Annotated in this window: 11 protein-coding genes; 3 read left to right on the top strand and 8 right to left on the bottom strand. The window is 72.0% G+C overall.

Translation table 11 applies throughout. From position 1 onward, the window contains the following. Window positions 1-279: 279 nt before the first annotated feature. Window positions 280-1,980 (bottom strand): long-chain-fatty-acid--CoA ligase, encoded by a 1,701-nt coding sequence (locus FJ657_RS03130; protein WP_141162194.1) that lies wholly within the window; start codon window positions 1,978-1,980, stop codon window positions 280-282. Window positions 1,981-2,123: 143 nt separating this feature from the next. Continuing rightward, window positions 2,124-3,749, bottom strand: a complete 1,626-nt coding sequence (locus FJ657_RS03125; protein WP_141162193.1) for an MFS transporter — start codon at window positions 3,747-3,749, stop codon at window positions 2,124-2,126. A gap of 137 nt (window positions 3,750-3,886) precedes the next feature. On the opposite strand from FJ657_RS03125, the gene FJ657_RS03120 reads away from it, so the two are divergent. The 3 genes from FJ657_RS03120 (at window position 3,887) to FJ657_RS03110 (ending at window position 7,473) form a co-directional block, all read left to right on the top strand. Continuing rightward, complete coding sequence (locus FJ657_RS03120; RefSeq protein ID WP_141162192.1) at window positions 3,887-4,543, top strand: TetR/AcrR family transcriptional regulator; 657 nt, start codon at window positions 3,887-3,889, stop codon at window positions 4,541-4,543. 69 nt (window positions 4,544-4,612) lie between these two features. Then, window positions 4,613-5,647 carry a PfkB family carbohydrate kinase gene (locus FJ657_RS03115; RefSeq protein ID WP_141162191.1) on the top strand — a complete coding sequence of 345 codons (1,035 nt, stop codon included), beginning with the start codon at window positions 4,613-4,615 and terminating at the stop codon, window positions 5,645-5,647. A 269-nt stretch (window positions 5,648-5,916) separates the two neighbouring features. Beyond that, the gene (locus FJ657_RS03110; protein ID WP_439653930.1) at window positions 5,917-7,473 is read left to right on the top strand and encodes an amino acid permease; all 1,557 of its coding nucleotides are present in this window, start codon (window positions 5,917-5,919) and stop codon (window positions 7,471-7,473) included. A gap of 66 nt (window positions 7,474-7,539) precedes the next feature. On the opposite strand, the gene FJ657_RS03105 is transcribed toward FJ657_RS03110, so the two are convergent. The 6 genes from FJ657_RS03105 to FJ657_RS03080 all read right to left on the bottom strand — a co-directional run. Further along, a complete protein-coding gene (locus tag FJ657_RS03105) occupies window positions 7,540-8,175 on the bottom strand; it encodes a VanZ family protein (RefSeq protein ID WP_141162190.1) in 636 nt (211 codons plus the stop codon). Between the two features lie 203 nt (window positions 8,176-8,378). Next, window positions 8,379-9,479: a threonine aldolase family protein gene (locus tag FJ657_RS03100; RefSeq protein ID WP_141162189.1), complete on the bottom strand. Its 1,101-nt coding sequence runs from the start codon at window positions 9,477-9,479 to the stop codon at window positions 8,379-8,381. Window positions 9,480-9,632: 153 nt separating this feature from the next. Next, window positions 9,633-10,037 (bottom strand): PPOX class F420-dependent oxidoreductase, encoded by a 405-nt coding sequence (locus FJ657_RS03095; RefSeq protein ID WP_255447103.1) that lies wholly within the window; start codon window positions 10,035-10,037, stop codon window positions 9,633-9,635. Between the two features lie 76 nt (window positions 10,038-10,113). After that, on the bottom strand, window positions 10,114-11,253 hold the full coding sequence (locus FJ657_RS03090; RefSeq protein WP_141162187.1) for an ABC transporter permease: 1,140 nt from the start codon (window positions 11,251-11,253) through the stop codon (window positions 10,114-10,116). Beyond that, window positions 11,250-12,134: an ABC transporter ATP-binding protein gene (locus FJ657_RS03085; protein ID WP_141162186.1), complete on the bottom strand. Its 885-nt coding sequence runs from the start codon at window positions 12,132-12,134 to the stop codon at window positions 11,250-11,252. Before FJ657_RS03085 ends, FJ657_RS03090 begins: the two co-directional genes overlap by 4 nt. A gap of 276 nt (window positions 12,135-12,410) precedes the next feature. Beyond that, on the bottom strand, window positions 12,411-12,722 hold a 312-nt coding region (locus tag FJ657_RS03080), incomplete at its 5' end, for a response regulator transcription factor (protein WP_219995848.1).

Below are 12,722 nucleotides of genomic sequence, written 5' to 3'. Positions count from 1 at the left end.
CCCTCGGGGTGTCGGTGAGGCACGGTAGACACGGGAGACGGATGCGCGGAAGCGACGGTTACGGGCCGCGGCGGCGCGTGACGGGGCGGGTCGGCGGGTGACGCGGAACGACCCCGGATGACGTCATCCGGGGTCGTTCGAGGTCGCCCAGCGTCGCTCGGATCGCGCCCGCGCGCGCCCCCGCTGACGACTGCAGGATCGCGCGGCGATCCTGACCGCGCCGCACGATATCGCGCGGCGATATGAGGATCGCCGCGCGATCCTGCCCAGGAGGGAGGGTCAGGCGGTGCCGCCGCCGCGCCCCTCGACGAGCGCGTCGCGCACCTTCTTGCGCAGCACCTTGCCGATGAGCGACTTGGGCAGCTCGTCCCAGATGAAGACCTGGCGCGGAACCTTGTACGGCGTCAGCTGCTCGCGCGCCCGCGCGCGCAGCGCATCCTCGTCGACCGTCTCGCCCGGCTTCGGCACGACGACGGCGACGACGTGCTCGCCGTCGCGGTCGTCGGGGATGCCCACCACCGCGACGTCGGCGACGCCCTCGAAGCTGCGGATCGCATCCTCGACCTCGCTCGGCGACACGTTGAAGCCGCCGGTGATGATGAGCTCCTTGGCGCGGTCGACGACCTTGATGAAGCCCTCGGTGTCGATGCGCACGATGTCGCCGGTGCGGAACCAGCCGTCGAGGAACACCTCGGCCGTCTGCTCGGGCTTGCGGTAGTAGCCCTGGAAGATCTGCGGACCGCGCACGAGCAGCTCGCCGTCTTCGCCCGCGGCGACCTCGCGCGTCGGGTCCTCGCGGTCGACGACGCGCACCTCGGTGCTCGGCAGCGGAAGCCCGATCGTGCCGGCCTTGCGGTTGTCGGCGACCGGGTTGGCCGAGATGACCGGCGAGGCCTCGCTGAGTCCGTAACCCTCGACGAGGTGGCCGCCGGTGGCCTTCTCCCAGGGCTCGACGACCTTCTCCGACAGCGGCATGGCGCCCGAGATGGAGATGCGGATGCCGTCGAGTCCGACCTTCTTGGCGGCGGCCGCCACGGTGAGCCGCTCGTAGATCGGCGGCACGGCCGGCAGGAACGTCGGCGGGTGCTTCTTGATGACGGGGAGCACGAGGTCGGGGTCGAACTTCGGGAACAGCACGAGGCGCGCGCCCATGCTCATCGCGAAGGTCAGGCACAGCGTGAGGCCGTAGGCGTGGAACAGCGGCAGCACCGCGTAGACGACGCAGTTCCCGCGCTCGATCTGCGGAACCCACGCGCGCGACTGCGCCGCGTTCGCGGTGAGGTTGCGGTGCGTGAGCACGGCGCCCTTCGGGGTTCCGGTCGTTCCGGAGGTGTACTGGATGACGGCCGTGTCATCGGCGGTCGGACCCGCCACCGACTTCTTGATGCGCTTGCTGTCGACGAGGGTCTCCCACGTGACGGTGCCGCGCACCTTCGTGGTGAGGTCGGCGCGGGCGTTGCGCGCCTTCGCGATCGGCAGGCGCAGCGCCGCGCGGGTGGTCGCCTTCATCGCCCGCGTGATGTCGACCGAGATGATCGTCTCGGCCGCGACATCCACCGGGAAGTCCTGCAGGGTCGCGACCGTCTTGTCCCAGGCGATCACGACCTTCGCCTCGTGGTCTTCGAACTGGTGGCGCAACTCGCGCGGCGTGTAGAGCGGGTTGTGCTCGACGACGATCGCGCCGAGCCGCAGGATCGCGTAGAACGCGACCACGTGCTGCGGGCAGTTCGGCAGCACGATCGCGACCGGGTCGCCCTTGCGCACGCCCAGCTTGCGCAGGCCCTCGGCGGCGCGGTCGATGCGGTCGCCCAGCTCGCCGTAGGTGGTCTCGGCGCCGAAGAACTCGAGCGCGGTGCGGGTGCGGAACTCCTTGGCCGAGCCGCGGATCAGCTCCACCAGCGTCTCGTCGGAGTGCTCGATCTCGTGCGGCACGCCCTCGGCGTACGAGTCGAGCCAGGGTCGCGGCGTGTCGTTGCTCACCCGCTCACCCTACGAGAGAACGGGAAAATGGCGGTCGCGGGGCGGTGGCGCTGGACGGATCGCCCTCGCGATCGACGCAACTCAGGAGATCTGCGCGCAGATGGGGCGTGTGCCTCACCAGAGCACGGATCTCCTGAGTTGCGTCACTGAACGGTGGCGGTGGCGGTTGCGCTGCTGCTGGCGGCGCGACCGCGGCGCGCCTGCACGAAGCCGGCGACGACGAGCAGGGCGGCGGTGAGCGCGAGCGCCCCGCCGCCGAGCTGCACCGCCGCGTGGAACTGCCCGGTCTGCGCGGCCGTCCAGTGCCCGGCGGTGAGCGACCCGGTAAAGATGCCGGCGAGGATCGTGCCGACGACGGCGATGCCGACGCCGTTCGTGACCTCGCCGGCGGTGTCGGCGAGGGCGGCGCCGATCGTGGAGCGGCTCTCGGGCAGGCCGCGCATCACGTTCGTGCCGGCGACGACGCCGGCCACGCGCATCCCGGCCGCGACGAGCACGAGGGCGAGCGCGATGAACGGGTAGCCGAGGTGCCCCAGCAGCGCGTAGACGGCCAGGCCGGCGACGACGGCCGCGGCGCTCATCCACGCCATCCGGTCGAGCCCGAGGTGCTGCATGAGCGGACGGATCGCGGCGCCCCCGGCGATCAGCACCACGACCTGCGGCAGCAGGCCGAGCGCCGCGAGGGCGGGCGGCCAGCCGTAGTCGAGCTGCAGCTGCAGCGTGACGAGGTAGCCGAGGCCGGCGGTGGCGAGGGTCGCGGCGGCCTTGAAGGCGAGCCCGCTTGCGACGAGGGGATGCGCGAGCAGGCTCAGGTCGAGCAGCGGGTGCCGGGCGGTGCGCTGGCGCACGACGAAGAGCGCGGCGCACGCGAGGGCGGCGACGGTCGCGGCCCACGGCATCCAGGGGGCGATGGCGGCGGCCGACGCGGCGGCGTGCGCGGCGTGCTCGGAGTGACCGGTCGAGGCGGACGCGCCCGCCGCATCCACCGGCCCGAAGGCGCTGACGAACAGGGTCGGGGCGACGAGCGCGAGCGTGATCGTCGCGGTGCCGAGGAGGGCGCCGAGCACGTCGATCGGATCGCGGTGCAGCTCGGCCGCTCGGTCGCGCTCGACGCCGAGCAGGATGCCGACGATCGCGAGCACCGCGACCGGCACGTTGACGAGCAGCAGCACCTGCCACGGCGCGACGCCGAGCACGAGGCCGCCGGCGGTGGGGCCGATGGCGAGGCCGACGAGTCCGACGGTCGAGATGACGTTGATGGCCCGCACGCGCAGGGCGTCGTCGCCGAAGAGGCGAAAGGCGAGCGCCATCGATCCGGGGGTGGTCATCGCGGCGGCGACGCCCATCGCGAGGCGCACGGCGATGAGCTCGGCGGGCGTCTGCACGAACGCGGTGGCGAGGCTCGAGAGGGCGAGCAGCACGAGGCCGATGACCATGAGGCGACGGCGGCCGAAGCGGTCGGCGACGGCGCCGAAGGCGAGCATGAGCCCGCCGAAGACGACGGCGTAGGCGCCGGTGACCCACTGCAGGGCCGTCGTCGAGGCGTGCAGCTCGCGGCCGATCGTGGGCAGCGCGACGGTGAGGATCGAGTTGTCGAGCATCTCGAAGAGGAACACGGCCGCGAGGCCGGCGAGGGCGATCCACGCGTCGCGCAGGCGGCGCGGGGCGCGGCGGGGCGAGGTGGATGCGGCGGGCGCTGCGGCGACGGATGCAGCGGAGCCGGCAGGGGCGTCCACGGCGCCGGTTACGGTGGTCTCAGTGGAGGACATGCCACTAAGTTAAGTCAGTAAGCATAGTGAGTCAAGCTATTCGGCGATCCCGTCGTGCGCATCCGCTCGCTCGTCCCGATCCGCGGGGCTTTCTGACGACGCATCCCGTTCCGGCGGGGGAGAGCGAGGAGCCCCGGATGCCCAGAACCGCACCCCGCGGCGGACCGCAGACGCGCGTGAAGATCGCCGAGGCGGCATCCCCGCTGTTCGCCGAGCGCGGCTTCGACGATGTGACGGTCGCCGAGATCGCCCGCGCGGCCGGGGTGTCGAGCGTGACGGTGTTCAAGCACTTCCCGCGCAAGGAGGACCTCTTCTTCGACCGCACGGTCGACGCCGAAGAGCTGCTGCGCGACGCCCTGCGCGAGCGCCCCGACGGAGTCGCGGCCGTCGCGGCGCTGCGGGATGCGCTGCTCGAGATCGCCGACACACGGGCCCCGCTGTCGGGCCTCGCCCACGGATCGCCCGGGTTCTACCGAACGGTCGCCGGCTCGCCCGCCCTGCAGGCCCGCGCGCTCGAGATCGCCGCCGGACTGCAGGCGCTGCTCGCCGCCGAGCTCGCCGCCGACGCGCGCTTCGAGGGGGATGCGGTGCTGCTCGCCGCCTTCGTGCTGCAGGGCTACGCGACCGTCATGGTCGGCACGGCGCAGCGACTGCTCGCGGCCGACCTGCACACCGGGCCGGACGGTTTCGCGATCGCGACGGAGCGCGAGACGGAGGCGATCGCCGCCGACCACCGCGCCCGAATCGAGGAGCTCTTCGCCGCGATCGCCGAGGGCGTGCCGGCGCGCGGCTGAGGCGGCGATGCAGACAGCTGTACGTGACTCGATCTCGGAGCCGTACGCCGCGCGTGCCACAGTGAGCACATGACCGACGCCGTTGCCGCTCAGCCCGCTGCCGCCGCTCAGCCCGGCGCCGAGCCCAGCGCGACCGCCGCATCCGGCCCGCTCGACGTGCTCGTGGTCGGCTCGGTCAACCTCGACACCGGGTTCGTGCTCGACCGGCTTCCGCGCGACGGCGAGACGATCGAGAGCCGCGACGTGCGGCGCAGCGGCGGCGGCAAGGGCGCGAACCAGGCGCTCGCCGCCGCGCAGCTCGGCGCGCGCACGGCCCTACTCGCGGCCGTCGGGTCCGACGCCGACACGGCTCTCGCCGACCTGGTGGATGCGGGTGTCGACCTCGCGACGCTCGTGCGCATCCCCGACGCCCTCACCGGGACGGCCGTGCTGCTCGTGACTCCGGGCGATAACGCCATCGTGATCGCACCCGGCGCGAACGCGTTGCTCTCGGCGGATCACGTGCGCGCGCTCGACGAGCCGGCGGCGGCCGCCCCGCGCGTGGTCGCCCTGCAGCACGAGGTGCCGGACGCCGTCGTCGAGGCCGCGGTCGACCGCTGGGCGGGACGCTCGCTCGTGGTGCTGAACCCCTCGCCGTGGCGACCCGTCACAGCCGAGCTGCTCGCCCGCGTCGACGTGCTCGTCGTGAACCAGGGGGAGCTGGGCGAGCTGCTCGGCGCCCCTGGCACTGTCGAACTCGCCGATCGCGCCGCCGTCGAGGCCGCGCTGGCGACGGCGGAGCTCTCCTCCCGCGCGGTGGTGGTCACGCTCGGCTCCGACGGCGTGCTGCTCCGGGCCGGGGGTGAGACCGTCCACCTGCCGGCGTTCGAGGTGGATGCGGTCGACACCGTCGGCGCCGGCGACGCCTTCCTGGGGGTGCTGGCGGCGGGGCTCGCGTCCGCGTCGGCAGCCCCCGACCGCGGTGCCGCATCCCTCGACCTCGCGGCCCTCACCGCCGCCGCACGTCGCGCGACCGCGGCGGCGGCGCTCGCGGTCACCGTGCGCGGCGCCCGCAACCCCTCCCTCGCGCCCTCCGCGGTCGACGCCCTGCTCTCCGACGTCTGACACTTCACCCTCGGGTCGCCCGTGCGCCGGGCCTGCGGGAATCGCGCGCGGCGCATCCGCGGGTCTAACGTGTCTTCACGGCTCACCCGAAGCTCCGAACGGCCCGTCCCCCGGCGGGCCCATCCCTGCAGAGAGGACCCCGCGTGACCGACGAAGACGGAGGCTCTGGCGCGCCCGGAAACGGCGCCGGAGCGAGCGGAACCCCGAACGGCGCTCCCGGTGCCGCCCCCAGCCCGGCGACCACGCCGAGCCCCGAGCGGCATCGTGACGTGGAGGTCGCCGACCTCGCCGACCGCCTCGAGAACGAGCGAGAGACGACGGGCGACCGCGGTCACGCCGAGCACGAGTTCGACGGCGAGGACGCGGGCTACCACAAGTCGCTCAAGCCCCGGCAGATCCAGATGATCGCCATCGGCGGCGCGATCGGCACCGGGCTCTTCCTCGGCGCGGGAGGTCGTCTGCACGACGCCGGCCCCGCGCTCGCGATCGTCTACCTGATCTGCGGCTTCTTCGCGTTCCTCATCCTGCGCGCGCTCGGCGAGCTCGTGCTGCACCGCCCCTCGTCGGGTTCGTTCGTCAGCTACGCCCGCGAGTTCTTCGGCGAGAAGATCGCCTACGGCGCCGGCTGGCTCTACTTCCTCAACTGGGCGACGACGGCCATCGTCGACGTCACCGCGGTGGCTCTCTACGTGCAGTTCTGGGGCAAGTACGTGCCCTTCCTGCACGACCTGCCGACCTGGGTCACCTCGCTCGTCGCGCTCGCGCTCGTGCTCGGACTCAACCTCGTCTCGGTGAAGGTCTTCGGCGAGATGGAGTTCTGGTTCGCGCTCATCAAGGTCACAGCGCTCGTCGCCTTCCTCGTGGTCGGCATCGTGTTCCTCATCTTCGTCGGCAAGACGGATGTCGGCCCGACCGGCATCAGCGTGATCACCGAGAACGGCGGCTTCTTCCCGCTCGGCGCGATCCCGGGAGTGCTCGCCATCACCGGCGTCGTCTTCGCCTACGCCGCGATCGAGCTCGTCGGCACGGCCGCGGGTGAGACGAAGGAGCCGGCGAAGGTCATGCCGAAGGCCGTCAACACGGTCATCGTGCGCATCGCGATCTTCTACGTCGGCTCGGTGCTGCTGCTCTCGCTGCTGCTCCCGTTCACCGAGTACGACAAGGACACCTCGCCGTTCGTCACGTTCTTCTCGCACGTCGGCGGGCCGGAGCTCAGCGCCACGATCGCCTCGATCATGAACTTCGTCGTGCTGACGGCCGCCCTGTCGAGCCTCAACGCGGGGCTCTACTCGACCGGACGCATCCTGCGCTCGATGTCGGCGAATGGCTCGGCGCCGAAGTTCACCGGCGTGATGAACAAGTCCGGCGTGCCCTACGGCGGCATCCTGCTGACCGCGGGGATCGCTCTGCTCGGCATCGGCCTCAACGCCTGGCTGGGCGCGAGCGAGGCGTTCAAGGTCGTGCTCGACGTGGCCGCGCTCGGCATCATCGGCGGATGGGCGACGATCATGATCTGCCAGATCCAGCTGCAGAGATGGGCGAAGCAGGGCAAGGCGACCCGTCCGCACTTCCGCCTGTTCGGGGCGCCGTTCACGGCCTACCTGACGCTGGCGTTCCTCGCATTCGTGCTGATCAGCGAGGCGTTCAGCGAGTCCGGCCGATGGGTTCTCGCCTCGCTCGTGGTGCTCATCCCGCTGCTGATCCTCGGCTGGTTCCTGCAGCGCAAGCGCATCATGGAGGCCGCGCGGATCCGCGAGGGCTACACGGGCGCGTTCTCGGTGAAAGCCGATCGCCCGAACTTCGACGCCACGCGCGACCGGCGCTGACGATCTCCGGCAGGATCGCGCGGCGAAGCAGGTGAGGGGCCCGGGTCGATCGACCCGGGTCCCTCGTCATTCGTCGGTTCGGGTCGGCGCGGATGCGGGCGCGGATGCCGACGCGGAAGCCGGCCGGCCAGCGGGCGTCGCCGCCGCAGGGTTCGGCCAGGCCAGCGCCGTCGCCATCCGCCCGATCGCGGGCACGCGCGTCGCGAGCCGGAACGCGGCGAAGCCGAGCGCCGCACCCGCCGTGTTGCCGATCAGGTCGTCGAGCTCGAAGATGCGGCCGGTGCTGATCGTGACGTCGCCGAGCAGCTGCGTCAGCTCGATGCCGAGGCTCAGGGCGAGGGCGACGACGATGACGCGTGCCGCGGTCGGGCGCCGCAGCACGAGCGGCAGCAGCACGCCCGCCGGCGCGAACATCAGGACGTTGAGCAGCATCCCGCTCGGATCGGCCGGCACGTCGATGAGCGGCACGAGGTTCACGAGCACCGAGAGCGGCGCGAGATCGTCGCGGGCCGATCCGATGAGGATGTCGGCCGGCAGCAGCGTCGAGCGCAGCACGCCGGCGCCGTAGACGACGAGCGCGGCGGCGAGCACGACACGCGGAACGGTCAGCGCACCGTGGCGCCGCAGCCTCCAGAGCAGCAGCGCGAACACGATCGCCGCGAGCGGCACGAGCACCGGCATCGCCGGGATCTCGCAGCTCATGCGCGCGCCGGCGGAGTCGTGCGGATGGAGCTTGCCGCGCGCCTCGCGGAGGTCGCGCGAATCGTCGGGGTCATGCCCCGATCCCAGCGGACCCGCGCCCGGCGCACGTCAGCTCGCAGGATGACGCCGCGGGCCCGCAGGATGATCCCGCCGCGCGACCGCCCGGCAGCCGCTCCGGCCGCGCAGGTTCGGGGACCGCCGTCCTACCGCCCGAGCTCCTCGCGCACCGCCGCGACGAAGCGGTCGACGTCGGCCTCCGTGGTGTCCCAGGCGGTCATCCAGCGCACCTGACCGAGGTCGCGGTTCCAGTCGTAGAAGCGCACCTTCTCGCGGATGCGGTCGGCGGATGCGCCGTCGAGCTCGGCGAACACGGCGTTCGCCTGGGTCTCCTGGCTGAAGCCGAGACCCTGGATCGAGCCGTCGGTGACCCCCGCATCCAGCTTCGAGCGCAGCAGCGCCGCCATCGCGTTCGCGTGCTTCGCCGAGCGGATGCCGAGCGAGTCGCCGGAGCCGTCGCCGGCATCCTCGAACAGCGCCAGCAGCTGCGCGCTCGCGAAGCGCATCTTGCTGCTGAGCTGCATCGACAGCTTGCGCAGGTACTTCAGTCCGGTGCCGGCCTGCGGGTCGATCAGCACGATCGCCTCGACGCCGAGCACGCCGTTCTTGGTGCCGCCGAGGCTGAGGATGTCGACACCGGCTTCGCTCGTGAACTCGCGGAACGGAACGCCCAGGGCGGCGGCCGCGTTCCAGAGCCGCGCGCCGTCCATGTGCACGGCCATGCCGTTGCCGTGGGCGTAGTCGGCGACCGCGCGCACCTCGTCGGGCGTGTAGACGGTGCCGAGCTCGGTCGACTGGGTGATGCTGACGGCGAGCGGCTGGGCGCGGTGCTCGTCGCCCCATCCCCACGCCTCGGTCGCGATGAGCTCGGGGGTGAGCTTGCCGTGCGGAACGGGAACGGGGTAGATCTTCACGCCGGCGACGCGCTCGGGTGCGCCGCCCTCGTCGGTGTGGATGTGCGCGTTCGCCGTGCCGATCACGGCGCCCCACGGCGGCAGGATCGCCTTGAGCGACACGACGTTCGCGCCGGTGCCGTTGAACACCGGGAAGACCTCGGCCTCGGCGCCGAACTCGCGGCGGATGACCTCGCCGAGACGCTCGGTGTAGACGTCTTCGCCGTAGGCGACCTGGTGGCCCTCGTTGGCGGCGGCGATGGCCGCCAGCACCTCGGGGTGGATGCCCGCGTAGTTGTCGCTGGCGAATCCGCGGTAGTCGGGGTCATGCAGGCGCTCGGTCACGGGCTCCATCCTGGCATCGGAGGGCGCGGCGGCATCGTGTGCGGCGTGCACGGAAACCGGTGAGAGCCGAGGTCAGGACGCAATATCGCTTCGCGGCGACGGTGGCCGGCATCCGTGCGCGTCGCAGCGGGGGCGGATCAGTCGGCGGGACAGGGGCCGCGGTCAGGCGGTGATTCGGATGACGGCGCGCGGCTTGTTCGCGCCGAGTCCGCGCGCGAAGAGCCGTTCGAGGAACATGATCACGTGGTACTCGGCGCCGTACTTCGCGCGCACCGCGGCGGTCGCGCGCTCGACGTCGGCGGCGTCCGAGCTGACGGTCGCCCGGGCCTCGACCAGCGGGGAATCCGACTTGACCGTGCCCCGACGCCCGCACGGCTGCACCGTGACCCGGCCGTCGTTCTTCAGCCGCTTGAGCTTGCCGGTGCCGAGCGGCGTGATGACGACCAGCGCATCCCCGTCGCGGGCGATCCACACCGGCGTCGACACGCCCTCGCCGTTGCGGCGGAAGGTCGTCAGCGCGACGAACGGCGTCGAGGCGAGTGAGAGCAGCGGCGAGGAGTCGGGCACCCCACGAACATAGGTGGATGCGCCTCCGTCGCGAGCGCGCATCCACCTGCTGTTCAGATCACCTGTGGTTTCAGACCTACTTGCGCAGCGCGTCCTTCCACTCGACGCGGGCGCCGAGCTTGAGCAGCGAGTTCTCGTAGATGCGCGAGCCGATCGCGAGCACCACGAGCGTCGACGCGATCAGCACCACCAGGGCGATCAGCGGCTCCCACCACTGCGCGTCGCCGAGGAACAGCCGCAGCGGCATGCCGATCGCCGCCGAGAACGGCACGTACGACATGACGCTCACGACGAGCGCGTTGCTGTTGAAGAAGACGATCGCGAAGTACGGCAGCATCACGAGCATCGTCACCGGGGTCGTGGTCGAGCCGATGTCCTCCTGGCGGGAGACCATCGCGCCGGTCGCCGCGAACAGGGATGCCAGCAGCACGAATCCGAAGATGAAGAACACCACGAACCACACCAGCGGGGCGCCGAGCAGCTGCAGGATCTCGGTCTGACCCGTCACGGTCAGCCCGACGACTCCGGCAGCGGCGATCAGCGCGATCTGCCCGAAGGCCAGCACCGACGATCCGAGCACCTTGCCCGCCATGAGGGCGCGAGCCGGCACCGCGGCGACGAGGATCTCGATCACGCGCGTCGACTTCTCCTCGACCACCGACTGGGCGATCGTCTGCCCGAAGGTCATCGCGGCGGAGAAGAAGACGATGCCGAAGGCGAGCGCGACCAGGTACCGCAGGTTGCCGTCCTTCGCGTCGGGGTCGAGCAGCGTGACCTTCGGGGTCACGCTGAGCTGCTGCACGAGCGACCCGGGCGCCTCGTCGTTCGCGACGATGGTCAGCTTCGTCGGGGAGGTGTCGTCGGGCACGATCGCCGCATCCACCTCGCCCGATCTCACGAGCTTCTCGGCGGCGGCGCGGTCGGCGGCGTCGGTGACGGCGAGGCCCTTCTGCCCGTCGAGCAGCTGCTGCGCCTGGCCCACCGCGGCGACCTTGGTCGGGCCCGCGTTGGCGCCGATCAGGTTGCTGGCGATGATGCCGCCGAGCACGAGCAGCAGCAGGATGCCGGTCGAGATCAGGAACGCCTTGCTGCGCAGCCGGGCGCGGATCTCACGGCCGGCGACGAGGCCGGCGGCCTGCGCGAGGCTCGGCGAGGCGGGCGCGCGGTCGGGGCCGGCGGATCCGGGGCGGGCGGGGGATGAGGTGGCGGTGCTCACTGGATGACCTCCGTGAAGATCTGCGCGAGGGAACGCTGCTGGCGGGCGAAGGTCAGGACATCGCCGCGGCTGACCGCCTCGCGCAGCACGGCCTGCACGGCCGCCTCGCTGTCGGCGTCGAACACGGCGAAGCCGGCGTCGAACTCGGCGACGTGGATGCCGGGCTGCTCGCGCAGCCAGCCCGCGTCGGCCGAGCCGAGCAGCTCGTAGCGCAGGCCGGAGTGCTGCTCGCGCAGGGATGCGGTCGAACCGGAGGCGCGGATCGTGCCACCGGCGATGATCACCAGGTCGTCGCAGAGGCGCTCGACGATGTCGAGCTGGTGGCTCGAGAACAGCACGGGGACTCCGGCCAGCGCACGATCCTTCAGGACGCCCACGACGGTGTCGACGGCGATCGGGTCGAGGCCCGAGAACGGCTCGTCGAGGATCAGCACCTCGGGCCGGTGCACGAGCGCCGCGGCGATCTGCGCGCGCTGCTGGTTGCCGAGGCTGAGCTTCTCGATCTCGTCGTCGCGGCGCTCGCCGAGTCCGAGCTGGTCGATCAGCTCGTCGGCGTTGCGCTTCGCGCCGGCGGCGTCGAAGCCGTGCAGCCGCGCGAGGTAGACGAGCTGCTCGGTGAGCTTCATCTTCGGGTACAGGCCGCGCTCCTCGGGCATGTAGCCGAAGCGTCGGCGGTCGCCGCCGCCGAGCAGGGCGCCGTCGAGCGCGACGGTTCCGGCATCCGCATCCAGCACCCCCAGGATGATGCGCATCGTCGTGGTCTTGCCGGCGCCGTTGCCGCCGACGAAGCCCGTCATGCGTCCCTCGACGACATCGAACCCGACATCGTCGAGCACCGCGCGGGCGCCGTATCTCTTCTGGAGTCCTCTGACTTCGAGCATGCTCCGACGCTACGGATGTCGGATGCCGCGCGCCTCAGCCCTGGGTCGGGTCTCTCGGCGACGTGCGCCGCGGCGCTCTCCACCTCACGGGGGAGGCGTGGGCGCGCGGCGCGGGTCGCGGTGCGCGCGCGCCCGTGGCCACACGGCGTCGGCGGATTTCGTGGGTGGCCAGAGATGTACGGGACACGCCGGGACGAGCGTGCGTTCGTGGCCACCTTCGCCGCGGAGGCGTCGGCGGCGGCGCGGCACGACTGCGCCGCGACGGGGCGGGACGCGTCAGGCGGAGGGCGCCACGAAGCCCGAGTCGTAGGCCCACACGACGGCCTGCACGCGGTCGCGTACGCCGAGCTTGAGCAGCACGTTGGACACGTGCGTCTTCACCGTCGCCTCGCCGACCACCAGCTCGGCCGCGATCTCGGCGTTCGACAGCCCCCGGGCGACGTGCCCGAGCACCTCGGATTCGCGCTCGGTCAGCAGGGAGGCCTCCGGCGGCAAGGTGGTGGATGCGCGGCTCGCGTCGGCAGCGGACGTCGCGCCGGTTCCGCCTGCACCCGTCTGGCGGGGGTCGCCGACCGGAGCGATGCGAGC

It is taken from the genome of Schumannella soli (assembly GCF_006517435.1).
Lineage (GTDB): Bacteria > Actinomycetota > Actinomycetes > Actinomycetales > Microbacteriaceae > Schumannella > Schumannella soli.
This window is presented reverse-complemented; position numbering and strand designations above follow the sequence as displayed.